This is a genomic window from Pseudomonas sp. GW822-FHT02G04 (assembly GCF_058802085.1).
On sequence record NZ_JBXANU010000003.1, the window covers coordinates 143,642 to 169,494 of the forward strand.

At 60.1% G+C, this 25,853-nt stretch carries 21 protein-coding genes; all 21 read right to left on the reverse strand.

Annotated elements, in window-relative coordinates; all coding sequences use genetic code 11:
- Positions 1 to 9: 9 nt before the first annotated feature.
- The 21 genes from AC1RO5_RS05505 to tssA all read right to left on the reverse strand — a co-directional run bounded on the left by AC1RO5_RS05505 (position 10) and on the right by tssA (position 25,009).
- Positions 10 to 2,046, reverse strand: coding sequence for a type VI secretion system Vgr family protein (locus tag AC1RO5_RS05505; RefSeq protein WP_493173402.1), 2,037 nt, complete (start codon positions 2,044 to 2,046; stop codon positions 10 to 12).
- Positions 2,047 to 2,074: 28 nt separating this feature from the next.
- Positions 2,075 to 3,091, reverse strand: coding sequence for a serine/threonine-protein kinase (locus tag AC1RO5_RS05510; RefSeq protein ID WP_493173404.1), 1,017 nt, complete (start codon positions 3,089 to 3,091; stop codon positions 2,075 to 2,077).
- Entirely contained in the window at positions 3,088 to 3,816 is a 729-nt protein-coding gene (locus AC1RO5_RS05515; RefSeq protein WP_493173406.1) for a PP2C family protein-serine/threonine phosphatase, read from the reverse strand. The genes AC1RO5_RS05510 and AC1RO5_RS05515 overlap by 4 nt, the downstream gene beginning before the upstream one ends.
- A complete protein-coding gene (gene tssM, locus AC1RO5_RS05520; protein ID WP_493173408.1) occupies positions 3,816 to 7,355 on the reverse strand; it encodes a type VI secretion system membrane subunit TssM in 3,540 nt (1,179 codons plus the stop codon). The genes AC1RO5_RS05515 and tssM overlap by 1 nt, the downstream gene beginning before the upstream one ends.
- 13 nt (positions 7,356 to 7,368) lie before the next feature.
- On the reverse strand, positions 7,369 to 8,244 hold the full coding sequence (icmH, locus tag AC1RO5_RS05525; protein WP_493173410.1) for a type IVB secretion system protein IcmH/DotU: 876 nt from the start codon (positions 8,242 to 8,244) through the stop codon (positions 7,369 to 7,371).
- A 5-nt stretch (positions 8,245 to 8,249) separates the two neighbouring features.
- A complete protein-coding gene (tssK, locus tag AC1RO5_RS05530) occupies positions 8,250 to 9,581 on the reverse strand; it encodes a type VI secretion system baseplate subunit TssK (protein ID WP_493173412.1) in 1,332 nt (443 codons plus the stop codon).
- Positions 9,582 to 9,583: 2 nt separating this feature from the next.
- The gene (tssJ, locus tag AC1RO5_RS05535; protein ID WP_493173414.1) at positions 9,584 to 10,084 is read right to left on the reverse strand and encodes a type VI secretion system lipoprotein TssJ; all 501 of its coding nucleotides are present in this window, start codon (positions 10,082 to 10,084) and stop codon (positions 9,584 to 9,586) included.
- A 5-nt stretch (positions 10,085 to 10,089) separates the two neighbouring features.
- Positions 10,090 to 11,286, reverse strand: coding sequence for a type VI secretion system-associated FHA domain protein TagH (tagH, locus tag AC1RO5_RS05540; RefSeq protein WP_493173416.1), 1,197 nt, complete (start codon positions 11,284 to 11,286; stop codon positions 10,090 to 10,092).
- Positions 11,287 to 11,303: 17 nt separating this feature from the next.
- Positions 11,304 to 11,444 (reverse strand): hypothetical protein, encoded by a 141-nt coding sequence (locus AC1RO5_RS05545; RefSeq protein WP_007894589.1) that lies wholly within the window; start codon positions 11,442 to 11,444, stop codon positions 11,304 to 11,306.
- A 306-nt stretch (positions 11,445 to 11,750) separates the two neighbouring features.
- Complete coding sequence (locus tag AC1RO5_RS05550; protein ID WP_493173418.1) at positions 11,751 to 13,268, reverse strand: sigma-54 interaction domain-containing protein; 1,518 nt, start codon at positions 13,266 to 13,268, stop codon at positions 11,751 to 11,753.
- Between the two features lie 10 nt (positions 13,269 to 13,278).
- Positions 13,279 to 15,927, reverse strand: coding sequence for a type VI secretion system ATPase TssH (tssH, locus tag AC1RO5_RS05555; RefSeq protein ID WP_493173420.1), 2,649 nt, complete (start codon positions 15,925 to 15,927; stop codon positions 13,279 to 13,281).
- A 13-nt stretch (positions 15,928 to 15,940) separates the two neighbouring features.
- Positions 15,941 to 16,948, reverse strand: a complete 1,008-nt coding sequence (gene tssG, locus AC1RO5_RS05560; protein ID WP_493173422.1) for a type VI secretion system baseplate subunit TssG — start codon at positions 16,946 to 16,948, stop codon at positions 15,941 to 15,943.
- Positions 16,912 to 18,699, reverse strand: a complete 1,788-nt coding sequence (gene tssF / locus AC1RO5_RS05565; RefSeq protein WP_493173424.1) for a type VI secretion system baseplate subunit TssF — start codon at positions 18,697 to 18,699, stop codon at positions 16,912 to 16,914. Before tssF ends, tssG begins: the two co-directional genes overlap by 37 nt.
- A 60-nt stretch (positions 18,700 to 18,759) precedes the next feature.
- Positions 18,760 to 18,975, reverse strand: coding sequence for a hypothetical protein (locus AC1RO5_RS05570; RefSeq protein WP_493173426.1), 216 nt, complete (start codon positions 18,973 to 18,975; stop codon positions 18,760 to 18,762).
- Between the two features lie 69 nt (positions 18,976 to 19,044).
- Positions 19,045 to 19,458 carry a hypothetical protein gene (locus AC1RO5_RS05575; protein ID WP_493173428.1) on the reverse strand — a complete coding sequence of 138 codons (414 nt, stop codon included), beginning with the start codon at positions 19,456 to 19,458 and terminating at the stop codon, positions 19,045 to 19,047.
- Positions 19,458 to 20,396, reverse strand: a complete 939-nt coding sequence (locus tag AC1RO5_RS05580; protein WP_493173430.1) for a DUF6402 family protein — start codon at positions 20,394 to 20,396, stop codon at positions 19,458 to 19,460. The genes AC1RO5_RS05575 and AC1RO5_RS05580 overlap by 1 nt, the downstream gene beginning before the upstream one ends.
- Positions 20,397 to 20,457: 61 nt before the next feature.
- The gene (locus AC1RO5_RS05585) at positions 20,458 to 20,982 is read right to left on the reverse strand and encodes a PAAR domain-containing protein (RefSeq protein WP_493173432.1); all 525 of its coding nucleotides are present in this window, start codon (positions 20,980 to 20,982) and stop codon (positions 20,458 to 20,460) included.
- 10 nt (positions 20,983 to 20,992) lie between these two features.
- Positions 20,993 to 21,400 (reverse strand): type VI secretion system baseplate subunit TssE, encoded by a 408-nt coding sequence (gene tssE, locus AC1RO5_RS05590; protein ID WP_007934529.1) that lies wholly within the window; start codon positions 21,398 to 21,400, stop codon positions 20,993 to 20,995.
- 12 nt (positions 21,401 to 21,412) lie between these two features.
- The gene (tssC, locus tag AC1RO5_RS05595) at positions 21,413 to 22,888 is read right to left on the reverse strand and encodes a type VI secretion system contractile sheath large subunit (RefSeq protein ID WP_019580436.1); all 1,476 of its coding nucleotides are present in this window, start codon (positions 22,886 to 22,888) and stop codon (positions 21,413 to 21,415) included.
- A gap of 28 nt (positions 22,889 to 22,916) precedes the next feature.
- On the reverse strand, positions 22,917 to 23,420 hold the full coding sequence (tssB, locus tag AC1RO5_RS05600; RefSeq protein WP_493173435.1) for a type VI secretion system contractile sheath small subunit: 504 nt from the start codon (positions 23,418 to 23,420) through the stop codon (positions 22,917 to 22,919).
- A gap of 32 nt (positions 23,421 to 23,452) precedes the next feature.
- The gene (tssA, locus tag AC1RO5_RS05605; RefSeq protein ID WP_493173437.1) at positions 23,453 to 25,009 is read right to left on the reverse strand and encodes a type VI secretion system protein TssA; all 1,557 of its coding nucleotides are present in this window, start codon (positions 25,007 to 25,009) and stop codon (positions 23,453 to 23,455) included.
- Between the last annotated feature and the right edge of the window lie 844 nt (positions 25,010 to 25,853).

Below are 25,853 nucleotides of genomic sequence, written 5' to 3' on the forward strand. Positions count from 1 at the left end.
CGAAACTCATCACTCAGAAAACACAAAAAAAGCCTTCGGTTTAACCTTCTCAGGCGCCGCATTCCCCAACGCCTGATCCATCAAACTCCCCGCCTTATCCTTATCCGCCGCCCCCGGCAGCACCGGTGGCTTAATCCCGATCCCGGTCCCACTCCCCGCCGACCCACCGGCATTTATCTTCACCATCGGCCCAACCACCGTCACACCACCGGCATCGAGCTTGATGAAACTCCCACCGGTCTTAACCGTGAGCTCCATCCCCGCTTCGATAACAATCTTGTCCCCAGCCTTGAGGTGTATTTCCTTCCCGGCACTGGTCAACTGCGCATTCCCAAGCTTCACATGCTGGTTCTGCCCAACCGTCAGGTGATCATCCATCCGCGCTTCAGTCTTGCGATCAGCGATGGTGGTGCGATGTTCTTCGGCCTTCAGCTCGGTGTAGGTGTTCTTCACCACCGTGTCGTGACGTTCATTCCCCACCCGAATCTTCTGGTCGTGCTCGATGTTTTCATCCCAATCCCGCTGGGCATGGATGAAGATCTGCTCCGCCCCTTTCTTGTCTTCAATCCGCAGTTCGTTGTACCCACCACCCCCTGGTGAGCTGAGGGTTTTGAATACGGTGCGGGTTTTGTTCGCTGGCAGGTCGTAGGGAACCTGGTTTTCCTTGTGGTACAGGCAACCGGTCACCAGCGGTTGGTCGGGGTCGCCTTCGAGGAAGGTGACGAGCACTTCCATGCCGATACGCGGGATGGCGATGGCGCCGTAGCGGTCGCCGGCCCAGCTCGAAGAGACGCGCATCCAGCAGCTGGTTTTGTCGTCGGCCAGGCCTTCGCGGTCCCAGTGGAATTGCACTTTGATGCGGCCGTATTGGTCGCAGTGGATTTCTTCGCCTTTGGGGCCGGTGACCATGGCGGTCTGGCTGCCAAGGACGCGTGGCTTTAGATGTTCCAGGGCCGGGCGGTAGAACACGGCCCATGGGGTGGCGAGGAAGCGGTTGCGGTAGCCCTGGTGGAAGTCGTCTTTGTTGTCGGTGGTGTCGCTGGTCACCGCCTCTTCGAGCACTTGCGGCTGTTTGCCTTCGTGGACGATTTCGGTGAGCAGCCACAGGTCGTTCCACTCGGTGCGCGGGTGGTCGGAGATTTCCAGGAAGTGGCCGCTGACGAGGGTGGTCTGGTCGCCATGGCCTTCGGCTTGTTGGTAGTCGGCGCGGTGGCGTTCCAGGGCGCGTTGGCTGAGGAATTTGCCGCGGGCGCGGTCGAGGAAGCGGCCGGGGTAGTCGTAGTCTTCGAGGTCTGGTTCGGTGCTTTCGCCGTCGGGTTTATAGCCTGCTTCAAGTCGCAGGTTGGGCTTTTCGAAGTCGTAGTCGCGGCGGGTGACGCGGCCGGTGCGGGTTTCAAGGCGCAGTTTGAAGCCTTTGATCACCGGTTCGTCGGCGACCATGCCGCTGCCTTGCACGTAGGCGGTGGGCTGGCCGAGTTTGGGGAACACGGTCTGGTCGTCGCCGAACACCAGCAGGTGGGCTTTTTCGCTGTGCTGGAAGTGGTAGTGAATGCCTTCTTCTTCGCACAGGCGCTGGACGAAGTGCAGGTCGGTTTCGTCGTATTGCACGCAGTAGTCGCGGTCCGGGCACGGGGTGCTCAGCTGGAAGCGGTAGGCGTTGCCCTTGATGCCGTGTTCTTCGAGGATCAGCGCGATGATTTTCGGCGCCGACATCTGCTGGTAGATGCGCTGGTTGGTGCGGTGATGCAGGTATTGCAGGTGCGGCACCAGGGAGATTTTGTAGCGGGTCAGGCGCTTGCCGGCATCACCTTGGGCGACGCGGTAGATCTGGCCGTGAATGCCGCTGCCTTTCGGGTCGAATGCGAGGAACGCCTGTTTGTGCAGGAGCTTTTCCAGGTCCAGATCCGGGTTTTCGCTGACCAGTTCCAGGTCGAAGCGATACGGCTGGCTGATGCCTTCGGTGCCGGTGAACGACAACACTTGCAGGTCGCCGGCATAGTCTTCGACTGTGAGGCTGAAGTGCGTTTCGTTAGCTGAGTTGAACATTGCTTGCTCCCTGTTCGGTAGTCATCCGTTACGCCCGCAGTCGAAGGCGTTGCAGCAAAGACGAAGTGGCGCCCATAGCGTCACGCAGTTGGGCGGCAGTGATCGTTCGATCTGCCGCATCGAAAGCCAGCGCTGTTCGCAGGGCTGGCCAGCAGTGTTTGGGTAGATTTCGAGGTGCGTGCAGCTCGCGGTCGAGGTGGCCGTCGCGGGCCTCGGTCGACGGCAAGCGGCGGAACGGGTGTTTGCCGCCCGCCAATTCGTAGAGCACGCAGGCCACGCCGTACACGTCCGCGCTGGCCGAGAGTGGCTGGCCTTCAAGCAGTTCGGGGGCGGCGTAGCCGGGGGTCCAGGCGTTGAAGCGGCTGCGGCTCAGGTGCGGCAGGCCGGGCAAGATGCCCTCTTCTGTCTGGCCGAGGCCGAAGTCGAACAGGCGCAGGCCTTCTTCACTGAGCATCACGTTGCTCGGTTTCATGTCGCCGTGCAGCACGCCGCGAGCGTGGGTGTAGGCCAGCGCGTCGAGCAGCGGCAGCGCGATGTCGCGCAGTTCTTTCCACGGCAGGCCCAGGGGCCGCTCGCAGAGTAATTTGTCCAGGGTCAGCCCACGCATGAGTTCCATGGTGATGAAGGCCCGCTGGCAGTCGGTGTCCACTTCGAAGGTGTGCAAACGCAGCACGTTGTTGTGGCGCAGTCGTCGGGTCAGGGTGAACTCGCTGTAGAGCAAGGCACTGGCGTCCGGCGATTCGGCAAATTCTTCGCTGAGGATTTTCAGCGCAATGTAAGGGTCGGGATCGCCAAACTGTTCGCGCAGCAGATCCCGTGCACGGTAGACCGCGCCCATGCCACCGGCACCGAGCAGGCGCTCGATGCGGTAACGTCCCGCCAGCACGTCGGGCAGTTCACTGATGCTGGCCCGGGTCGGCGCCAGCGTAGGTTCGGCCTGATGCGGCTTTCCGTTTAAAGGCTTGGCGAAGGCGAAGTAAGTCAGGTTATTGGCTTCTTCCTCGGTCACCAGCAGGTCGTCGATCGGTGGCATGAATTCAGTCATTGGCGGATCACCACGGCAGTCAGGTTATCCCGGGCGGAGCCACGCAGAGCGCCGTCGAACAGACGCTCCAGCGCAACGTGCGGCGCGGTCAGGCTCAGCGCGTTGCCCAAGGCATCGCTAGTCAGCCCTTGATACAAACCGTCGCTGCACAACAGAAACGCATCGCCGGGATAGACCTCGAGCTCGAGCACGTCCAGGGTCAGCTGCTCGGCTGCTCCAACCGCACGGGTCAAGGCGTGAGCGGCAGGATGCGCACGAGCGTCTTCGATGCTCATTTGTTGCTCGTCGATCAGTTGCTGTTGCAGCGAATGGTCCTTGGACAGCTGATACAAACGCTGGCCGCGCCACAGGTAGCAACGGCTGTCGCCGGCCCAGATGCAGGCCGCGCGATTGCCTTCCACCAGCAGCGCCACCACGGTGCTGCCCATGATGCTGTCGTGACGCCCGGCGGTGACGGTCAACTCCTGACCCAAGCGGCGATTGAGCCAGTGCAGGCACTGGCGAATGCCTTTGAGTCGTTCGTCGAAGTCATCCTGCACCGGCAATTCCGCCAGACTGGCGACGATCAACTGGCTGGCGATGTCGCCACCCTGATGACCGCCCATGCCGTCCGCGACCACCCACAGCCCCTGCTGTGGACAGTCGAGAAAAGCATCTTCGTTGCGCGCCCGAACCTTGCCCGGATCGGTACGCGCAGCGCTGCACCAGGGGCTGGCAACCAGCATCAGAGCTGCACCGGCATACGGAAGGTGCGCAGCACGCCCATGTCGAACGGGTTCGGCGTGCGCTGGCTCGACAGCAAGTAGTTGGCGCGCAGGCCGCCCACGTCAGCCTTGAGCACCAACACGTCGCGACCGGTCAGGTACTCGGTCTGCATCAGGTCGAACAGACGGAACAGCGACCATGGGCCGGTGTTCTTCTCGATACCGATCGGGCGGCCGGCCATTTTGTCGAGAACCAGGCTGGTGCGACCGTCTTCAGCGTCGGTCGGCCATTTGAACGACACCGGCACGATCGGGCCGTGGCGGTATTCGATGGTCTTGTCGCCAAACTTGAACTCGGAACGGCTGACCGCCGGGTCGAGGGTGTACGGCTCCAGTTTGAACTGCACTTGCGGCTCAGCCGGGTTGATGGCGAAGAAGCTCTGGCGGATCACTTGTGCCGCAGCCATCTGGTCGAGGTAGACCTTGGAGATCGGCATGCTGTGACCGTCAATAATGCGCAGGCGGTAGTTGCCTGGGTCGCCACTGACGAATGGACGCATGTAGGTATCAAAGAAGCGGTCGGCGATGCCTTGGGCCTTGAAGAACTCGCGGAAGTCGCTGATCGCAACGTCGCTGGTGCTGTGGGCGCTGAACGGGTAACGCTTGTTGATCGCCTTGCCGTAGAAGCTGTACAGCTCGCTCTGATAACGCTGGTTCAGGTACTGGTAGGAATCGTTGAGCACCAGACGCCAGGTGTCTTCGGCCAGTACGTTGAACCACACGCTCACTGGGCGCGGCAAACGGTTCGAGGCATTGCGCAGGTTGCTCAACGAATCACGCTGACCACTCATGCGGGTCTTGGCCATTTCGAACGCAGCCTGCTCCGGCGAACTGGCGCGGGCCAGGCTTGCCATTTGCATTTGCAGGTCGTTGAGTGCTTGCAGGGCCGGGGTCAGATCAGCGGCCGGGCCGTTGTTGTCATCCAGCAAGCGGTGCAGCGGTTCGAAGCGACGTTGCAGGGATTTCTTCGCGGTGTCCGGCAGGTTTTTGGTCGCGGCCATGTCAGACGCCGCATCCGCTGCGGCCGACGCCAATTTGCCCAACTTGCCGAGCTTGCCCTTCTGCTCGCCCAGTTTTGCAGCGGCATCGGCGGCTTCATCAACCGGTTCGGCTTCCGCCGGGAAGCGGGTGTTCTCGCGCACTTCCACCAGCAGTTGCAGCACCGGGGAATTGGCCGACGTCAGGCCCGCCAGTTGCTCGGCACCCTCACTGAAATCGCTGATCGCGGGCAGAGCCACCTGGCCCACGGCTTCGCTCCAGAAGTTGGCGTAGTCGCGGAAGTACAGTTGCTCCAGTTCGACCATCAAGCGACGCAAGTCCATGCCGCTGATGCCCGAGCCTTCGCCCAGTACCCAGTTGTCACGCAGGATATCGGTGACCAGCGCTGCACCCTGGACCGAGAAATACTGCTGATAGCCCTGTTGGGTGTAGAACCCCGGAATCACGTAATCGGTGCCGACAAACAACGAACCCTGCGGGCCGATGTGTTGGCTCAGGCGGTATTCCGGCAGGTTGCGAGCCTGCTCGCGCAGCATCCGGTAAACCACGTTGGCCAGCGACTCGCTGCGCAGGACCTGACGCGCCTGCGCCACCAGTTGTTCGTTGAGCGGGTAGATAAACGGCTGCTTGAGCAAACGCTCGAAGTGGGTGTTCAAACCGTTCTGCACGGCGGTATTGCCGGCGTAGCGCAGGGACCAGTCAGTGGCGACCCAATCCTTGAGCCATGCCGCATCGCGACGATCTTTCATGTTCAGCATCAGGTACGCGCGCAGGCTGTTGAGCAGGCGTTCGCGGTCCTTCATGTTGGCGCGGATCTGCCCTTCCAGCAGCGTCGCAACCCGTGGCAGCAGTTGTGCTTCGAGTTCACGCTCGTAGGCGCTCTTGACCACCGGATTGGCGTCTTCGCCTTGGTACAGACCACCACGTTCGAGGTACGACACGTCACCTTTGTTCGGGAATACCTGTGTCGCCGCATAGCTGGTGTCGAGGGTTTTAAGCACCGCCATGGAATCATCGCGCGCAGTCAGGGCCGAGCGTTGCTGGTTCCAGGTTTGTGCCAGGGAGCGCAGGTTTTCCAGACGCTCATAGTTGGCCGAGAAGCCGCCCGCCCAGAGCATGCCGAACAGCGCCAATGCCGCCAGTGCGCCCACGTACAGAGCACGTTGACCCCAATGGATGCGGCTGCGCTCGCGCTTGTCCAGACCGGCCAGGTCGGCCTCGGGGAAGATCACCCGGCTGAGCAAATGGTGAATGAACCGCGAACGGCCGCTGCGCAGGGTCGGCAGCATGCCGGCGTTCATGCCCAGACTGGCGCCGATGCCGGCGGTGGTCTGGTCCATCTCTTGAGTCAGGTGCGGTGCGCTGGTCAGGTAGAAACCGCGCAACTGACTGACACGCTGGTAGCGGTTGCCGGTGAACGCCAGGTCGACGAACAGGCACAGGCGCTCGCCGATCTGCCCCAGTTGATGCGGGAAGTCGAGGATGCGGCCACGGCGCTGGGTGTCGCGCTCCTGGTGCATGCGCATGATCACTTGGCTGTTGAGGCGACGCAGCAGCTCTTCGAACTCGGCGCGCAACACGGCCACATCGGTGCCGCTCTGCTCTTTGCGGAAGCTGGTACCGAGGACCTGATCGCTTTCTTCGCGGGTCAGTTGATCGAAGAACTCCTCGAAACCGAGCAGGCGATCGGCCTTGCTCAACACCAGATAAATCGGCACATCGACGTGCAATTTCTGATGCACGTCTTGCAGACGCGCGCGCACCTGGCGGGCCAGGGTTTCGAGGTCCTGCTCGCTGCCGCCCAGCAGGGTTTCCACCGGAATGGTCACCAGTACGCCGTTCAACGGGCGGTTGCGGCGACGCTTGCGCAGCAGGTCGAGCAAGGTGCTCCAGGCGCTGCCATCGACTTCGGCATCCGGCTGGGTCAGGTAACGCCCGGCGGTGTCGATCAACACGCCGTGGTCGGCGAAGTACCAGTCGCAGTGCCGCGTGCCGAGAGTGTCGCGGGTGAGTTTGCGGTCGATCTTGTTGATCGGAAACTCAAGGCCCGAGAAGTCCAGCAGGCTGGTCTTGCCGCTGCCCTGCGGGCCGATCAGCAAGTACCACGGCAAATCACTGCGCCAGCGCTCGCTGCGGCCGCGATACAGGCTCGACGTCTTCAGGGTTTTCAGGGCGTCCTTGAAACGCACCTTCAACTCTTTCTCTTCTTCGTCGATCAGCTCTTCACGGCGAATGCGGTCTTGGCCGTCTTCGGTGGCTTCCACCGCTTTTTTGCGCACACCGGCGCGCCAGCTGACGAAGACCATGGTCAGGCCCCAGATCAGGAACAGCACACTGATGGTCAGCAAACGGGAGGTCGAACCTTCCCAGAACTTGTAGTCATTGACCGCCAGCAGCGGCCCGACGAACCACACCAGCAGCGCGACAAACAGCACCAGCAGCAGGGTCCAGACCCAGGTCTGGCGCAGGAATGCGCCGACTTTCTTGAAAAACTTTTTCATCAAACGTCCCTGTTTACGGCTGCGACTGCGGCTGAACCGTGGCCGGATCAAGCTGCTGATAAGGTTGCAGAACGGTTTCGCGTTGTTCGCCCAATACCCAGGCGAAACCCGAATACATCACCACCAGGCAGACCACGGTGAATAGCACCACCATCCACGCCGGCACGATGCGCACCAGGCTGCGGCGCTGATCGTTCAAGCCTTCCCAGTGCGGCGACAACTCGCGAGGCACGTCGCCGCGCAGTTGACGAATCTGCCGATACAGGGCGTCGCGGATGCCTTCGAGCTCGAGCATGCCGCGCGCTTGCACGCGGTACTTGCCTTCGAAACCGAGGGACAGGCACAGGTACATCAGCTCCAGCATCGGCAGGTGCTTGACCGGGTTTTTCGACAGGCGATCCAGCAGCTGGAAGAACTTCTCGCCACCGAAGGTTTCGTTGTGGAAGCTGCTGAGCAGGCTCATCTGCGACCACTCGCTTTCGTTGCCCCACGGCGTGGTGACGACGGCTTCGTCGACCACGGTGCAGAGCACATAACGGGCGGCCATCACCTGGCTGCTTTCGGCGCCATTGTGCAGCGCCCGCACTTCAAACAGTTTCAGCCCGGCGGTCAGCCGCTCATTGAGCGCGTACAGGTCTTCGCGGGTGTCGCTGTGCTTGAGCCGCACCACTTCCGACAGCAGTTCGGACGCCGCCGCCACCAGCGAGTTGAGGCTGATGTTGAACGCTTCGGCCGGACGCAGACGCGCGGCGTAGATCATCCGTTCTTCCAACTGTTCAAAACGCGGCGGTGCCGCGAAGTCAGTCAGCGGACTCGAGGCCGGGCCGTGGCCCTGGCGGTCGAGCAGGACAGTTTTGTCGTCCTGGGTGTGTTCCATGTCCTTGATCATGTCGGTCAGTTCCTGATGGCCCAGAATTTCAGTTCAAGCTCGGCGAATTCGCCGGACACGTGGAACGCGAAGCCGCCGGAGCGTTCGAGTTGCGCCAGGTCTTCGGAACTGAGTTCGAGGATGAAATAGGTTTTGTTGGAGTGGAACGCGATCTGCCGTGGGGCCACCGGCAGCGGTTTGACCTTGATACCCGGCAGGTGCAGGTTGACCAGTTGGCGGATGCGCTCCACCGGGCCGACCTTGAGGTGCGCCGGCAGGCGATGGCGCAGTTCTTCGGAGTCGCAGTTGGCACTGGCGGCGAGCACGAACGAGGCCGAGCCCAGCAGTTTGTGATCGTGCAACGGCGACACGATGATCCCATACTGACGCGCTTGCAGGATCAGCTCGATGGCGTGCTGTTCGAGCACCATCGACAGCACCTGACGAATCGCTTCCATCAGTTTGCGAAAGCTCGCGCCCTGGTCGCTGTGCTGGTAACGGCTGTCCAGACGCGGGCGTTTGCTGTCACTGGAAAACGTCGCCAGATCACCGAGCATGGTCAGCAGCGTGCGGTACAACTCCTCCGGGTGAACCTGTTCCAGGCCGAGGTAATGGCGCAGCAACAGTTCGGTGCGGTTGATCAGTTGCAGCATCATGAAGTCGCCGACTTCCGCACCACCGACCTTGCCGTTGGAGCGGATCCGGTCGGCGATGGTGTCGCCCCGGTGGCCGAGCATGCTGATCACTTCTTTGAGGCACGACAGCAAGTAGCTGGACGAGTGCGCCTGAATGTAGGTCGGTACGAAATCCGGATCGAGGCTGATCACGCCGTCGGGCGTGGTATCGAGCACTTCGCAGATCTTCAGCTTCACGTAGGCCTGATCGCTCTGCTGCTCACCGAGCAACAGGCGGAAGTCCGGACGGGCACAGCTGACCTGGCTGGCGGAGTCGTCGCCGGCGTTGGAGTCGGCGACTTCCGCTTCGTACGCCGTGTAGCGCGCCAGCACGTCGGATTGATCCGGGCGGCGGGCTTCGATGTGGTTACCAGTCACCAGCGGCAGCGCCAGATAGATCGGCGTGTTGCCGGTGTTCGGCGGCACGTCCAGGGCCAGCGGCTCGGTGTTGCCGCCCAGTTCGAACAGGCTGCCATCCGGCAGAATCCCCGAGGCCTGGCTGATCACCAGTTTGCCCATGTTGAGGAACTGCAAGTCGATTTCCAGGTTGAGGAAGCCCCAGGTGTAGCTACCCAGCAACTGGGTGCGGGTCTTCATCTGGTGGTCGTAGTAACGATCGTTGTGCTGGAAGTGCTGCGGACGCAGCAGCATGCCTTCCTGCCAAATGACTTTATGGGCATTCATGTTCAGTCATCCGCCTTGGCGAGCGTTTCATGGGTGTTGCGGATGCCGGCCTGATCGAGGGTCAGGTCAGCCGCGGTGACTTGCACCGGAGTGATTTGCACGGTGTAGCGCCACTTGGTTTCCGGCAGGTCGCGGTAGGCGGCGAGCACGCCAACGTAACGGCTGCCCTCTTCCACGCTGAGCTTGAGCTCGACGGTTTCGCCTGGGCGCAGTTCCAGTTCTTCGCTGGCCACCAGGTCCGGGGCCAGGGATTCCTTGGCGCGTTCGTAGAGGCTGAAGAAATCAGCGTTCTCGAAGGCCACCGGGTGCTTGAGCTCGAACAGGCGCACGACGATCGGCGATGGACGACCGTTGAGGTCCGGGTTCAATTGATCGCTGGCGGTCAGCTTCAGGTTGAGTTTGGTCACGGTGGAATACGGCGACAGCGACGAGCAACCGGCCAGCAGCACCAAAGCAGCGAACGCAGTCAGCATCTTGAAAAAAACGGTGGAACAGCGAGACATGCGCATCATCCTTGGTGGTCGGTGTGAAGGGTGGAAATCAGGCGGATCTGTTCTTCGTAGGCCTGGGCGAAGTCACGGGCCAGCAGGCGCTCGCTCCAGTCATCGTCCTGACGCAGGGCCTGGTGATAACGCCCATAAGCTCTCCAGCGACTGCCGGAGGTGGCGAGCAACGGCTTGTTGTCGCGCTCGAAACGCAGGGTCAGCTGTTGTGGCGAGAAGTGCTCAAGAGTGCCGCGAACGGCGGCGCGGCTGGCGGTCAGCAAGGCCACCTGATGCGCCTGCAAATCGCGGAACGCACGGGAGATCGCTTGCTCGGCCGGCAATTGGCCCGGCTTGTTGCCCTGCAACAGAATGCCCAGCGCTTCACCGGCATCGACGGCGAATTTCAACGGGTTCTTTTGGGTGCCTTGCACGGTGGTCTGGGCCAGGCGCAGTTCGTTTTTCAGCTCGCTGCGGGTGCGCAGGCTCTGCTGCAAACCGCCGACGCTCTGCTTGAGCAAGCGCGCGGCGTTCAGGGCCAGGGCTTCGCGGGCATCGTGGTCGAGGCCTTTGAGGTCCACGCCCAACACTGCACCAAAGTGCTCCCAGAAACCTTCGCTCTGACGCTCCACCGCTTTCGGCGGCGGGGCTGGCGCAGGTTCTGCCGGGGCGGCGATCAGCTCCGGCACCATCAGGCTTTCCATGTCGATGCGCGCGTAGTCGGCCCGCTGACGAGTGTCCTCGATCACCGTGCTCGGGGAGATCAGTTCGTCGATTTCCGAGTACACGCGCTCTTGCTGGTCGAGGGCATTGAGCGGGTCGAGGTCGAGGAACGCGTCGTCCGGGATGATGCTGCCCGCGGCCTGCGGACGGCCGACTTCGACGTCGAACGTGGCCGGGTCGCGCACCAGTCGCGCGCGGATCTCGAAGTCACCCAGCACATACACGCTGCCGTGCTCGATGCGCATCGGCTCACCCTTGCGCAGGCGCGCGCCACTTTCGCTGTCCTGGATACCGTTGCTGCTGGTATCGGTCAGGAAAAACGTGCCTTCGCGGTAGCTGATCACCGCGTGGTGGTTGGACAGGTGACGCTTGCGGTCGGGGATGATCCAGTCGCAATCCTCGCCCCGACCGATCACGCCACCAGCCTGTTTGAAGGTCTTCTGGCACAAATCTGTGGGCACGAATTGCTTGGTGTTCAGCATTTCGAAAACCAGTTCCATGATGATGCTCCTTGCGGTCACTTGCCGCGATTGACCGCCTGCGGATCACCCAATGGGCGATAGGTGTTGTCGTTGTATTTGTAATTGCCGCTACAGCCGCCGAGGCCGCATAGAACGACGAGGGTCAGCAGGACGGCTTGCCAGTGACGAACAGGCATCAGAGGGTCTCCAGAGGTAGACAAAGCACAAAGCGCCGACCCTTTCGGGTGGCGCTGTTAGAAGCAAATGAGGTAGGTTCGAGTGTTCTAGCCAGCGGCATTGAAGCCGGCCTCTGTGGCGAGGGAGCTTGCTCCCGCTCGGCTGCGCAGCAGTCGTAAATCAGCAGATGCGGTCTGACTGAAGCACCGCGGCGCATGGTTTGGGGGCTGCTTCGCTGCCCAGCGGGAGCAAGCTCCCTCGCCACAGGGAATTCACTGGCCACAGTTGGCATTCCAACCAAGGTGATCGGGTGGCAGAAATCGAGATCAGCCATCGAAGTCACCCAAATTGATATTCAGCCGCCCGAGGCGGTACAGCAGCGTGCGCCGTGGCAGCCCGAGTTCGCGGGCGGCGAGGGTCTGGTTGCCGTCGTTCTTGCGCAGGCAATCGAGCAGCAGACTGCGTTCGACCTGCTCCAGGCGTTCGCGCAGGTTCAGGCTGCTGTCTTCCGGCATGGCTTCCATGCGCAGGGAGAAATGTTCGGCCAGCAACTCGCCGCCCTCGCACAGCAGCACTGCGCGCTCGACCAAACCCTTGAGTTCGCGAACGTTGCCGGGGAAGGCATAACCGGACAGGTGATCCAGCGCCGCGTCGGACCAACGCACCGCATCGCGCTGCAGAAACGCGCAAGCCTTGTCGGCGAAGTGCCGCGCCAGGTCGAGGATGTCGCCTTCGCGCTGACGCAGCGCCGGCAGCTCGATCGGGAATTGCGCGAGGCGGTAGTACAAGTCCTCGCGGAACTTGCCTTCACTGACCAGCACCGACAAATCGCGGTGCGTCGCGGCAATGATCCGCACGTCGATCTTGTGGGTGTCGTTGGAACCCAGCGGACGGATCTCGCCTTCCTGCAATACCCGCAGTAACTTGGCTTGCAGCGACAGCGGCATGTCGCCGATTTCATCGAGCAACAAGGTGCCGCCGTTGGCCGCGTCGAACAGCCCGGCACGGTCACGATCGGCACCGGTGAAGGCGCCTTTGCGGTAGCCGAACAGCTCGCTTTCCAGCAGGTTCTCGGGGAACGCCGCGCAGTTCTGCACGATGAACGCCTGGGACCGGCGCGGGCCGCAGTCGTGAATCGCCCGCGCGACCACTTCCTTGCCGGTGCCGGTCTCGCCGCGCAGCAGCACGGTGTACGGGCTGTGCAAGACTTTGCTGATCAGCGAATAGGTCTGGCGCATCGCTGCGCTCTTACCGATCAGGCCATAACCGCTGGCGCTCGGGACGTTGAGCGGCGCCGGGCGTGTATCACCGGTCGGCTGACGCAAACGCTGCAGCAAGTGCAGTTGACCGAGCACGAACGAGCCCAGTTGACCGAGGGAATCGGCAAAGCCTTGCAGGTCGATTACCCGCCGACTGGCGCACAGCAGCAAACCTTCGACAGCCTTCTGCTGATTGACCAGCGGCACGCACAGCAGCGACTGCCAAGGCGTGGCCTGGGGCGGCAGGAAACTGGTTTCGTGCAGGCTGCCACTCAGCTCGCTGAGGCACACCACGCGGTTCTGGCACAGGGCGAATTGCAGCAGTTGTTCACCGTTGTAATCCGCCGGCAGGCTGGCCCCTTCCCGGGGTTGCAGAACGCCGTTCAGGCACTCGGCGTTCATCCCCAGGCAGGTGTGAGTCGCGTCCAGCAGGTACAACTGCGTCAGCTCGCAACCGCTGAGTTCGGCCAGGCCGCGCACGAAGTCACCCAGCAGCACCGTGCTGTCCGCTGCCCGCGACAGGCTGGCGAACTGCGCCAGCAAGGCTTCGGCATAGAGCAGCGGTTGCGGCACTTGAGTGAACATCACACCCACCTCAGGCGAACTCGCACGTCACGCTGGCGTTGCCGTCGAGCGTCGCATGCACGCGCTTGAGGCTTTCACCGGTGGCCATCGCATCGAGCAAACGGTCGGCCACCAGCGGCAGCACATGCAGGTCGAGCAAGTGGTCGATCAGGCGCGCACCGCTGTCGCTTTGGGTGCAGCGCTCGGCCAGGTGATCGACGAGGTCTTGCGAGTAGGTGAAATCCAGCTGACGACGGTTCAGGCGCTCGCCCAGACGACCGAGTTTGATTTCGATCAGCTCGCGCAGCACCGGGCCGGCCACCGGGTAGTAAGGCACCACGCGCATGCGCGCCAGCAACGCCGGTTTGAAGTGTTTGCTGAGCACCGGGCGAATGGTTTCTTCGAGGACTTCGGCGGTCGGCCGCGCGCCGTCTTCGCAGAGTTCGCTGATGCGGTCGCTGCCCAGGTTCGAGGTCATCAGGATCAGCGTGTTGCGAAAATCGATCTCGCGCCCTTCCCCGTCGTTGGCCACGCCTTTGTCGAAGATTTGATAGAACAGGTTGAGCACGTCCGGGTCGGCCTTTTCGACTTCATCGAGCAGCACCACCGAGTACGGTTTCTGCCGCACGGCTTCGGTGAGCATGCCGCCCTCGCCGTAACCGACGTAGCCCGGCGGCGCACCGATCAGACGCGACACGGTGTGCTTCTCCTGGAACTCGGACATGTTGATGGTGGTGATGAAACGATCACCGCCGTACAACAAATCAGCGAGGGTCAGGGCGGTTTCGGTCTTGCCGACGCCGCTCGGGCCGACCAGCAGGAACACGCCGACCGGCGCATCAGGTTTGTTCAGGCCTGCGGCAGTGGCGCGCATCGAACGGTCCAGCGCATGAACCGCTTGCTCCTGACCCCGAATGCGCGTGCGCAAGTCGGTGGCGAAGCTTGCGACCTTGGCGTTGTGTTCGCGGGCCAGTTGCGCCAATGGCACACCGGTCCAGGCGCTGATCACTTCGGCGACCAGACGCGGGCAGACTTCGAAGCTCACCAGGCGTTCTTTGACCTGAAGCTCGGTCAGAGCTTTGTGAGTTTCGTTGAGCGCGGTTTCCAGGGTTTTAACGCTTTGCGCTTCGTCCACCGGCAACGTTTCGATCACGGTGCCTTCGGCGTCTTCTTCAACCGTGATGGTCGGTTCGACAGCAGCGGCTTCGCGAGCCTTGGCCAGTTGCTGACGCAGCTCCAGCAGGCGCTCGGCCAGCTCTTTCTGCTCGGTCCACAGCGTTTCCAGAGCGACCTTTTCGTCTTCGGCATCAGTCAGGCGATTTTCCAGAGCGTCCAGCGCTTCGTGATCGATCAGCAGACCGGCTTCGGCGTCACGACGCAGGGCCTGACGCTGACGGCCACCTTCAGCCAGTTCGCCACGCAGGCGCTCCAGGCTTTCCGGGGCGGCGGCGAGGCTGATGCGCACCCGGGTGCAGGCGGTGTCGAGCACGTCGACGGCCTTATCCGGCAGCTGACGACCGGCGAGATAACGGGCAGACAACTCGGCCGCGGCAACCACCGCGTCATCGCGCAGGTAGATGCCGTGGCTCTTCTCGTAAACCTGAGCCAGGCCACGCAGAATGGTCACCGCTTCGCTGACGGTCGGTTCGTGCAGTTGCACTGGCTGGAAACGACGGGCCAGGGCCGGGTCTTTCTCGAAGTATTTTTTGTACTCCGCCCATGTGGTGGCGGCGATGGTGCGCAACTCGCCACGGGCCAGGGCTGGCTTGAGCAGGTTGGCCGCGTCGGAACCGCCGGCGTTGCCACCCGCGCCGATCAGGGTGTGGGCTTCGTCGATGAACAGGATAATTGGCTTCGGCGAGGCTTTGACTTCGTCGATCACGCCTTTGAGGCGCCGTTCGAACTCGCCTTTGACGCTGGCGCCGGCCTGCAACAGGCCCATGTCCAGCGATAGCAGCTCAACGCCTTTCAAGACTTGCGGCACTTCACCGGCTGCGATGCGCGAGGCCAGGCCTTCGACGATAGCGGTTTTACCGACGCCAGCTTCACCGACCACAATCGGATTGTTTTTGCGGCGACGAGCGAGAATGTCGACCATCTGACGGATCGCGCCATCGCGGCACAGCACCGGGTCGAGTTTGCCGTCGCGGGCCTGTTGGGTCAGGTTGTGGGTGAAGCGGTCCAGCAGCGATTCGCCGGGCACGGCGGGTTTGCCGGTGGCCGGTTGTTCTTTCTGCGACAGGGCGAACTCTTTCAGGCGCTCGATGTTCAGCTTGGCCAGCAACGACTGATAACGGCTGCCGGCATAGCGCATCGGGTTGCGCAGCAGCGCGAGGATCAACGCGGCTTGCTCGACCTGGCTCTGGCCCAGCTCAAGGTTGGCCACCAGCAAGGCATCTTGCAACCACTGCACCAGTTCCGGGGCGAACACCGGGTTGCGCGAGGCGCTGTGCTCGACCCGCGATTGCAGCGCGGCGCTCAGCTCGCCGGCGTCCACTTCGGCATCCTGCAACGCCCGTGCGAGCAGACCTTGCGGACGCTCCAGCAGGCCCAGCAGCAAGTCTTCGACGAGGATCTTGCTGCCGCCACGGGCGACGCAGCGTTCGGCAGAACTTTCCAGATCACGACGGGTTTCGGCGTCCAGCGCCTGGATCAGTTGTTGCAGGTCTACGTTGATCATGTGTCATCTGTCCTTAATGAATTTTGCTGCCCAGGGTCACCACGCCGTCCGCTTTTTCGCGGCCGAGCCAACTGGTCCACCCCAGGCGACAGGCGTTCTGCTCACCGATGCGAAGTTCGCGGATTTCTTCCTGGCGCAGCACCAGGCGAATGTCGTAGTCGAGCGGGTCACGCAGGGTGAACCGCACCAGCGCGCACAGCGGCTGGTAGCCGAAACCGATCGGCAGGAATTCGTGGAAGCGTTGCCAGTCGAGCTCGCGGATGTGAATGCGGAATTTGCCGCTGCGGTCGCGTACGTGTTCGCCCAGCACCAGGTCTTCGCCGAGCATGCTGTTGCCGCGACCGAGGCGATTGCGCTGCTCGTCGAGGATTTCGACGCGGCGCTCGATGCACTGCTCGATGGTCAGCTCCGCGTGCTTGAAGTAGTAGCGCAGCACCGCTTCGATCAGAGCCGCCGAGTGCGCCCGCAAGCTGAGCAGGCCGAGGTACGGCAGCAGGCGTTTCCAGTTCAGTTCCTGGGCCTTGCGGATCTCTTCGCCGCCGAGGCCGATCAGAGCAAACAGCTGCGCCGAAAACGGGTCGAGCGCGCCACTCTGGAAACTCGCGCGGTAGCGATACTTTTGCCAGATCGGCAGCATCAGCCGTTGCAGGCGATGGTGAAACAGGTCGAGGAAGTTACGGGTCGGGTTGCCGTCTTCGCTGTCGCCCAAGGCCTGTTCGCCGTAAAACGCAGGCAACGGCGAACCGGAACCGACCAGGCCAATCAGGTTGAAACGCAGGCGCGCGCGCATCTGCCCGTGCTCTTCGAAAAACTCCACGCGATCGACGTCGCTGCCAGGGAAACCCAGGCTCGGGTTGGCCTGGAATTCCAGCTGGTTGTACAGGTCGTCTTCGCTCAGGTACGGGTGTGCATCGCGCAGCCGGTCAATCACCAGCAGCACGGCCTGAAACAGCGAGTACTCGCGTATTACCCGGGTCAGCCCGCTTAAAGCAGGGGCTGCAGGCCCATACGTGGTGTCCATTGGTACACCTCTCCCTGTGTGCTTTTTACCCGCAGCTCGTGGTACGAATTGAGACTGGCGTAAAGCGCGAAAAACTCGTTAAGAACCGAAGCGAACACGAACAGGTCGCCCTCGCCGATATACCCTTCCGGGTCGATGGTCAGCTCGGTGCGCAACCCGCGAACCGGCAACCCTCGGTGCAATCTGTCGACATGCTGGTGCTTGATCGACTTGAGCCCGCCCAGCAGGCGTTTGCTGACTTTTTCCGCGTGTTGGTCGTAGTAGCGCGGCAGGTCGTAGGTTTCGAGAATCACCTTCAACGCGTTGACGTCGGCCAGCGACAGATAGTTGAGCGACATGTTGCTGATCAGCTTCCAGAGGAAGTCGCGGTTCAGCGGCGGAGCGAAACTCGAGGTGGCCGGGGTGATGTTGCGGAAGCTCAAAAACTCCGGCGTCTCTTCACAGGCCATGCAGATATCGCCGAGCTTGAGCTTGCGCGGCAGGTTCTGGTTGGTGCACATCAGCTCGATCGACAGGGTTTCATGGGCTTCGGTGTGGCGGATGCCGAAGCTCAGGTAGGTGTCGAGGCCATCGTGCAGCAAGGACGAACGCTGGCGGATGCTGTAATGCGGACGGCTGGTGGGCACGTCGAAACTCGGGTCGTGCTCGAAGGATTCGAACGGCACGTATTCCTGATAACCGAGGCCGCCGGGCTTCCAGCCAGTCACGGTTTCCACCGAGAACACACCGCAGTTTTCCAGGTCGTATTCGGCCGGCAACAGCAGGTATTCGTCCTGTTTGCCATCGAGGCGAATCGGCAGTGCATCGTGCTCGAACAGGTTGACGATTGGCGTGCAGTAGAGCTTCACGTTGTCCAGGGTCGGACGCATCCGCATGATGCCGCTCTTGCGAATATCGAAGCGCAATTCCAGGCCACGCATCTGCTTAAGCGTGTCTTCCGGCAATGCCTTGAGCAGGTCCAGACCGTTGATATCAACGAACAGGAATTTGTCCTGGAAGGCGAAATATTCCTGCAGGTAGCGATAGCCACGGAAGGTGTTCAGCGGATACGGGATCAACGCTTCTTCTTCGGCAAAACCCACCGGCTGCACGCGGTCGCCAGGCATCTTGAACGCCATCGGTTGACCGCTTACGCCGTTGATGGGCTTGCCGCCACCGTCCAGCGGGATCAGCTCAATGCCTTCGAGGTTGCGCAACAGGCTCAGGTAAAGCATCTGGCTGATGTAGCGTTCACCGGCGAAGTGCAGACGCAGACGGCTCAGCTCCAGCTCGCCGAGGTGACCATCTGCGCTCATCTCCAGGCGCAAGCTCAACAGCGAACCGTCGCCCTTCACCGAGTAATTCAGCGCAGCCAGATCCAGCGGCAACACTTCGGTCGGGTAGCACGTGCGGAAACGGCAACGCACATCATCGACCGGCACACTCTCCACCGGCGTATCACGCTCGACCATCAACGCCGGCCCGGAACGCTTCAACGGGTCGAACTGCAAAATGCTGAACGCCGGCAGCGGCCGCATGTAGTTCGGCCACAGCAACTGCATCAGGGAATGGCTGAGTTCCGGCAACTCGTCGTCGAGCTTCTGGCGCAAGCGACCGGTCAGAAAGGCAAAGCCCTCCAGCAACCGCTCCACATCCGGATCCCGCCCGGCCTGACCGAGAAAAGGCGCCAACGCCGGGCTACGCTCGGCGAAACGACGACCTAACTGGCGAAGTGCGGTGAGTTCGCTTTGGTAGTAGTGGTTAAAGGACATGGATTAGCTGCCTGGTGTTGAATTCGGGTGAGCTTATGGCCGATGTGAGTACGGCGATTATCATGCTGCTGGCACACTCAAAATATGGAGATACACTCCTAATATTTCGATAGCTGGAAAGATCATCAACATGAGAAACGTCAGAGTTCGGTACAACTTTGAGTTGAGGCTTGTGCTTCGCAGACCGATCAATGCCAAGAGCAAAGAGAAACTGGCTAAAATAAAAAACCAATCGGTCTCAACCAGCCCCATCGAAACCCCCTCAATTTCGCTCATGCAAAAACTTCCCTTTGTAGAATATTAGGGACAGTCCCCTTTTTCGTTCCCAGCTCCCTGATCCTCACCTCAATCACCCCCAACAATTTCATATGGGGTATTGCTGATAAAACTATTGAGCCAATGCGTTTTCCAGTCCGGAACCCTGATACCAAAATGCTGATCGCGCTTGTAAAAATCGATCCAGACAATTCCCACAATCACATCATCCTCGTGGGAGCTCATATCCACTGTGCTGCGCGAATACAAAGGAGATCGAAACACTGTGTTCGAATCTCTTTTGTCGGTAATTCGCAAGTACGCCAAATCATCGAATGGCACGAGCAAACCTCTAACAGGCACATTTTCAATTAGATAGTTACCTGATTCACTAACTACAAAACTACTGGCCTTGCGCTCAAGCACGCCATTCAGCGAAACAGAAAAAATACTGATCGCGATTACCAAAAAACATAGTGATAAAGCTATTTTTTTTGAGCTCATTAGTTTTTCACCAGCTCAATAGAAACAGGAGCAATACTTTCGTAAAAAATATCAGAAAAAAGCCTGAAGTCCCCACCCTTGGAGTGAAGCTTTCTGTACTCCACAAAATGTTTGTTCTGAATAAAGAAATATCGTTTGTTTGCTGCTTCCACAAACCGTCTTTCTGATGCTTCACTCATCCCGAATATAGATGACCGCGCGATTCCAGCGGTCTCTTGGTCAATTGCCATGTTTTGCGCGTTAGCGTCGAGAACCCCGGCGACACCATCAAAATTCCAATATCCGAGAGGTTGGCTGACAAAATCGTCACCGTCGTTAAAATCATAGTTATCTTCGACGTAGTAACCCAGGCGATCCGCGACGAATACGACTTTCTTATCAAAGACGTTTACAACGCCTTCGGCGATAACCCGCATGTTGAAATTCGCCAATGCTCCACGCAGCTCATCCAATTCACCGCCACCTAATTGACTGAAATTAACAGATCGCGAATTAAAATAGCCGAATTTCTCGGCTGCACGCCCCTTACCATTGAACTTCACTGGATAACAACCGGGCCCAGACTTGCCGAATGCCCGTAGTATCTTTGTGCGGATTTCAGGCATGGCTTTTTCGTTATTCCACGCCTCTTTTAACACTTGACGCGTTTCACTAGGCTTCTTAAATTTAAGCACCCAGTCCATCTTGACTATATTTTCTTCGATGTACTGATCAGGCACTGGTCTAGTACGCTCTTTTTCTTCTTTCTCCATCCCGCCACTGGCATTCTTCCATGGTTCACCCTTAAACCAGTGACGCATCAATGCCGCGGCCACAGGCCATTTCATCTTATCCATCGCAGCAGGAATATCGCTCACTTTAAAATGACGCACAGTAGTAGACTGCCCAGTTTTGTTGCTCGCTGGAGTCAAGCTAGATGCCACCACTGTATCTGTCATTTCAAAATCCTTAGTTTAAAATCCAGAGTCCAAAGTTCACTTCTAAAAAGCAATCCAATACTTACGCAATCATCACTTCGGTTTGTTGTTCAATCACCAACTCCACAGCTTCAGCCTGACCGGAAGAAATTTTCTGAGTCTTTCCATCAGCACTGGTAATACCGTTGATGATCTTTCCTGAAGCGGTTTTTAGCGTGTACGCAACGCCAGCCAACGGCTTCCCGGTGTCTTGGCAATTGATCACAAAGTGCTCGTTAAACGGCCACTGAATCTCCACCGGCAACGGCGGCACAAACGGCGCCGGCGTATGCGAGTTCCCGATAATCACCGTCCCGGACCCGGCCGTAACCTTGTTGCCATGTGTCCCGACGGAATCCACCGTGGCGGCCGGTTTCCCATTGATCAAAACCGTCGTCGCCAACCCGCCCGACATCGCACCACCACACGCCGAGGCATCGCCTTGGCGGGCGGCCGCGAGGCTGTCGAAGAACACGTCGCCGGAGCCGGCGGCGATCGGGTTGGTGCCGTGGCCGGGGAGCGGGCAAGCGGTGGGGTCGGATACGCGTGCTGCGGGTTTGCCGGACATTCGAATCTCCTTAGTTGACCTTTACTTGACCGCTGCCATCCAGGCGCGCGGCGAAACTGACCTGGCGCTTGAAACCATCAACTTCCAGCAGGCCTTCGATGCTGAAGGACAGGCGAAGCTGATCGTTGTCACGCGGCAGGGAGATGACACGCACGTTGCTCAGGCGCGGTTCGTAGGCTTCGATGAAGCTTTCGATGGCCAGGCGGGCCTGACTCAGGGAGTCGTGCAGGCTCAGGCGCATGTCATTGAGATCGGGTAGCCCGTAATCGGACAGCGTTTGCACACTGCCCGCACGGGTGCTGAGCATCTTGGCCAGATGGGCAGCCACCGACGCCATGGCGGAAACCTCGCGGCTCCAGCCGACGCGTTTGTCCGCGTCGCCACCCAGGCGTTCGAAAAGGCTGCCGTATCCAGTCATGAGTCGCTCCGTTTACTCTTTGTCCAGCTTGCCAACCAGCGACAGGGTGAAATCGGCACCCATGTACTTGAAGTGCGGGCGCACGTTCAGGCTGACGCGGTACCAGCCCGGCTCGCCTTCAACATCGCTGACGATGATTTGGGCTGCGCGCAGTGGACGACGGCCACGGACTTCGGCGCTCGGGTTTTCCTGGTCGGCCACGTACTGGCGGATCCACTTGTTGAGCTCCAGCTCGAGGTCGGTACGTTCTTTCCACGAACCGAGTTGCTCACGCTGCAGCACTTTCAAGTAGTGAGCCAGGCGGTTGACGATCATCATGTACGGCAGTTGGGTGCCGAGCTTGTAGTTCAGCTCTGCAGCCTTGCCTTCAGCGCTGATGCCGAAGAACTTCGGCTTCTGCACCGAGCTGGCGGAGAAGAACGCCGCGTTGTCGGAGCCTTTGCGCATGGTCAGGGAGATGAAACCTTCCTCGGCCAGTTCGTATTCACGACGGTCGCTAACCAATACCTCGGTAGGAATCTTGGTTTCGATTTCGCCCATGCTTTCGAAGTGGTGCAACGGCAGGTCTTCAACCGCGCCACCGCTCTGTGGGCCGATGATGTTCGGGCACCAGCGGAATTTGGCGAAGCTGTCGGTCAGCTTGGTGCCGAACGCGTAGGCCGTGTTGCCCCACAGGTAGTGCTCGTGGCTGTTGGCGACGGTTTCTTTGTACACGAACGACTTGACCGGGTTTTCTTCCGGGTCGTACGGGTTACGCAGCAGGAAACGCGGCACGGTCAGGCCAACGTAACGGGAGTCTTCCGACTGACGGAAGCTCTGCCATTTGGCGAATTGCGGGCCTTCGAAGTGATCTTTCAGATCTTTCAGGTCCGGCAGGCCGGTGAAGCTTTCCAGGCCGAAGAATTTCGGGCCGGCAGCCGCGATGAACGGCGCGTGGGACATGCAGGCTACGCTGGACACGTACTGCATCAGTTTCACGTCCGGCGAGCTTGGGGACATGTAGTAGTTGGCGATGATCGCGCCAACCGGCTGACCACCGAACTGACCGTATTCAGCGGTGTAGATGTGCTTGTACAGGCCCGACTGCATCACTTCCGGCGAATCTTCGAAGTCGTCCAGCAAGTCGTCCTTGGAGACGTTTAGGATTTCGATCTTGATGTTTTCGCGGAAGTTGGTGCGATCGACCAGCAACTGCAGGCCACGCCACGACGATTCCAGGGACTGGAAGTCCGGGTGGTGCAGGATTTCGTCCATCTGACGGCTGAGCTTGGCATCGATCTCGGCGATCATGCGGTCGACCATGGCCTTCTTGACCGGCTCACCGTTGTTCTGCGGCTTGAGCAGCTCTTCGATGAACGCCGACACACCGCGTTTGGCGATGTCGTAGGCTTCGTCGTCCGGGGTCAGGCGGGTTTCGGCGATGATGCTGTCGAGAATGCTGTATTCGCCGTTCTCGTTGCTCTTTTGCTGTGCTGCGCTAGTGCTCATTGTGTTGGCTTCCTTGGCTGATAGGGGCTCAGGCGTCCGGGGCTGCGGCGTTCAGGCCCAGCTCACCCAGTACACGACCGCGGGATTCGTCGTCGGCGAGCACGCCTTCGATGGCTTTGCGGAACGCAGGCGCGTTACCCAGCGGGCCTTTGAGGGCCACCAGCGCGTCGCGCAGCTCCATCAGTTTTTTCAGCTCGGGCACTTGCTCGACCAGCGAGGCCGGGTTGAAGTCCTTCATCGAGTTGACACGCAGTTGCACGGCCAGCTCGTCGGCTTCGCCATCTTCCTGCAGACGGTTCGGCACGCTCAGGGTCAGGGTCAGCTCTTGCTTGGCCAGCACTTCGTCGAAGGTCATCTTGTCGATGCTGATCGGCTTGCGATCTTCGACTTTGCGTTCGTCCTTGCGGTGGGTGTAGTCACCGATTGCCAGTAGTTTCAGCGGCAGTTCAATCTCTTCCTGAGCACCGCCGGTGGCGGGTTTGAAAGTGACGTTGATGCGTTCCTTGGGGGCTACCGAGCCTTCTTTGGCCATGGCTTTTCTCCTTGCGGTTGTGGCCCTGGGGCCTATTCGAGTACCACTTCGAGATCGAGGTGGCACAGCCTGCGATAAATCTCTTCCTTGCGTTCACGCACTGCATGGTTCTGCGGTAACAACTCGCAGCAGCTATGCAGCAGGTGCAGCACTTCCAGCGCAAGATCGGGCTCCCAGGCGTGCAGGCCTGAGTCCTGTAATGTTTGGTCGAGGGTTTCGAGTTGGGTCTTGGCCAGTTCGTATTTCTTGGCCATGAAGCACAGCCGCGCGAGGGCGAACTGCCAGAAGAACCGAACCCGCCCGCCGTGGGCGCTTTGCAGGCCCTGCTTGAGGATCTGCACGGCGGCCTTGAGGCCGTCCTTGCGCAGAATCGGCATGACTTCTTCCAGGGCCAGTTCCCAGGCCGGCTGGCTATCGGCGACTTCGACCTTGCGCGGCGCACTGGCGCTTTGCAGGTGCGGCATGACGTGGGCACTGATCCAGGCGCGGGTGGCCGGGTCGGCGAACGGCGCGCCGTCGTGGAAGCGCAACTCGATGATGCCGGGCAGGCGCTGAACCAAAAGTGCGAAGTGGATTTCCACTTCGCGCATTGCCATCTCGGCGTTCAGCCCCTGAAGGCATTCCCAGACCATGCGCTGACCATCGAACCAGAACGGCGCCTTCGCCAGGCTCGCCTCCAGCTCTACCAGCAGATCAGCGTATTTCCCTTGGTCGAAGCGCTCCTGATAAGACTTGAGTTTGTCTGCCGGCACACCACGCAGGACGGTGATCTGTTCGGCATTGCGCTCGGGCACCGCGTCGATGGGCAGCCACAGCAGCGTACGATTGAGGCGCAGGGCGCGCAGGTCGGTGGCTTTCTGCTTGAGCCACCAGGCGCACAACGGACGGGCGCTTTCCTGCTGGGCGCGCAGGGCCTTGTGGGCTTCTTTCTCGTTGTCGATCGGCGCGCCGGGGGTGAACAGCTGAGTCGCAGCCTGCTTGACCTGAGCCACTGCGGCGCCCACCACACCGGGCTCCGGCTGGTTGTCGGCGGCGCGCTGAACCATGTTTTTCAAGCGGCGGGAGATCGGCAGCAGCAATGGCGCGTCATCGCCCAAGTGCTCGGTGCACGCAGCGTCGAGGCCTTCCAGATGCTCGACCAGCCGGCGGAACAGCGGCAGCTGCTCTTTGATCGCAACGTTTTCGTTCAGCACCTGTTCAAGACGCGGCACCAACCAGCTGATGGCGGCGGAGCGGGTGCGGGCCTTGTTCGGGTGAACCTCGGCCCAATGGTTTTCACAAAGATGGTGCAACAAACCGAGACCGGCCAGCAGCCCCTGGAAAGATTCACGCTGGTACAACGCCCAGGTCAGCCAGGCGCCGACACGCAAATCCTTGGATTGAGTGCGCAGCAGGTTTTCGCTGTTTTCGCGGATTTTCAGCCAGTCGATCTGACCACTTTCGTGCATGGACTGAGCTTTGGCCAGCTCGCTTTCCAATGCCTCGTATTCGCTTGAAAAGCGAACATCCTCGCCCGCGAAATTCTCTTGGGAAACAGAGGCTTTTGCGAGTTCAAGGTAATGAGCGGAAAGTTTGCTTGAGTAGGACATCCATGGCCTTTAATTAGGATAACGGTCATACGACTATTGCAGTTGCAATGGCGCCGGACAGTATCAAAGAGCTGCGATGAGTCTCATCCAATTGAGTTCGCGCTCTTTAAAGTGCGCGCATCCTAATCACAATGATGGCCATTAGCAAGCATCCAATCTAACAACAAGACAGCGTCGTCTCTGTTGCTCGTAGGAGGTTTCCCTATATGTGACAGGGGATTCCCTGACGTCGGTTTTAACCCTCCCATCTCGACGCACCGCCCCCGTAACCATTGAGCCAGAGCGGTTTATAAAACCCGGCAATAACCGCTGAACATTCACGTTCTGAAGCGGAAACCAGCATGACAAAAATAAAAAATGAAAAATGTAGGAGGTTTCCGAAAAGTTACAGTCATCTATGGACATAGCAGTGACTGACAATAAGCAATACAAGGCGCCGTCAAAATGATGGCACCTTGTATTTCATCCATTTCTCTCCAGATACATATGCTGTTCGCCTCAAACTTCTTACAAAAGTATCGAAAGCCCTTCGCACATTGCTGACGCAACATTCTGAAACGCGGAAAACTCTGACGTACTTTCTGGCGGCGTCCGACATTCATTCTTTTGTTCGCTTGTAAGCGTGCCGGGTAGTTTGCGCTTGCTCCAACTCGGCATCCCCTATGGAGGCTGGCAGGGATGTAAATTGGCATTGAGCGGAATGGCGGATAACCCGCAGTTGCTGGTGAAGCGAGCGCTAGATCATTTGCAAGCGCAGGAGATGGCGGCGCATGGCGCCAAGGCGTAGCCAGTGCAGAGCATTCCCACGCAAAGCGTGGGAATGCTCAAAGCCCTACAAAAACTC

Bases quoted from the DNA above. Each gene is read 5' to 3' on its own strand.
- AC1RO5_RS05505 (WP_493173402.1), bottom strand. From the start codon at position 2,046: ATGTTCAACTCAGCTAACGAAACGCACTTCAGCCTCACAGTCGAAGAC.
- AC1RO5_RS05510 (WP_493173404.1), bottom strand. From the start codon at position 3,091: ATGACTGAATTCATGCCACCGATCGACGACCTGCTGGTGACCGAGGAA.
- AC1RO5_RS05570 (WP_493173426.1), bottom strand. From the start codon at position 18,975: ATGAGCGAAATTGAGGGGGTTTCGATGGGGCTGGTTGAGACCGATTGG.
- tssM (WP_493173408.1), bottom strand. From the start codon at position 7,355: ATGAAAAAGTTTTTCAAGAAAGTCGGCGCATTCCTGCGCCAGACCTGG.
- tssG (WP_493173422.1), bottom strand. From the start codon at position 16,948: ATGGACACCACGTATGGGCCTGCAGCCCCTGCTTTAAGCGGGCTGACC.
- tssJ (WP_493173414.1), bottom strand. From the start codon at position 10,084: ATGTCTCGCTGTTCCACCGTTTTTTTCAAGATGCTGACTGCGTTCGCT.
- AC1RO5_RS05575 (WP_493173428.1), bottom strand. From the start codon at position 19,458: ATGAGCTCAAAAAAAATAGCTTTATCACTATGTTTTTTGGTAATCGCG.
- tssH (WP_493173420.1), bottom strand. From the start codon at position 15,927: ATGATCAACGTAGACCTGCAACAACTGATCCAGGCGCTGGACGCCGAA.
- tssK (WP_493173412.1), bottom strand. From the start codon at position 9,581: ATGAATGCCCATAAAGTCATTTGGCAGGAAGGCATGCTGCTGCGTCCG.
- tssF (WP_493173424.1), bottom strand. From the start codon at position 18,699: ATGTCCTTTAACCACTACTACCAAAGCGAACTCACCGCACTTCGCCAG.
- tssE (WP_007934529.1), bottom strand. From the start codon at position 21,400: ATGACTGGATACGGCAGCCTTTTCGAACGCCTGGGTGGCGACGCGGAC.
- tssA (WP_493173437.1), bottom strand. From the start codon at position 25,009: ATGTCCTACTCAAGCAAACTTTCCGCTCATTACCTTGAACTCGCAAAA.
- tssB (WP_493173435.1), bottom strand. From the start codon at position 23,420: ATGGCCAAAGAAGGCTCGGTAGCCCCCAAGGAACGCATCAACGTCACT.
- tagH (WP_493173416.1), bottom strand. From the start codon at position 11,286: ATGGAACTGGTTTTCGAAATGCTGAACACCAAGCAATTCGTGCCCACA.
- AC1RO5_RS05550 (WP_493173418.1), bottom strand. From the start codon at position 13,268: ATGTTCACTCAAGTGCCGCAACCGCTGCTCTATGCCGAAGCCTTGCTG.
- AC1RO5_RS05515 (WP_493173406.1), bottom strand. From the start codon at position 3,816: ATGCTGGTTGCCAGCCCCTGGTGCAGCGCTGCGCGTACCGATCCGGGC.
- AC1RO5_RS05545 (WP_007894589.1), bottom strand. From the start codon at position 11,444: ATGCCTGTTCGTCACTGGCAAGCCGTCCTGCTGACCCTCGTCGTTCTA.
- tssC (WP_019580436.1), bottom strand. From the start codon at position 22,888: ATGAGCACTAGCGCAGCACAGCAAAAGAGCAACGAGAACGGCGAATAC.
- icmH (WP_493173410.1), bottom strand. From the start codon at position 8,244: ATGATCAAGGACATGGAACACACCCAGGACGACAAAACTGTCCTGCTC.
- AC1RO5_RS05580 (WP_493173430.1), bottom strand. From the start codon at position 20,396: ATGACAGATACAGTGGTGGCATCTAGCTTGACTCCAGCGAGCAACAAA.
- AC1RO5_RS05585 (WP_493173432.1), bottom strand. From the start codon at position 20,982: ATGTCCGGCAAACCCGCAGCACGCGTATCCGACCCCACCGCTTGCCCG.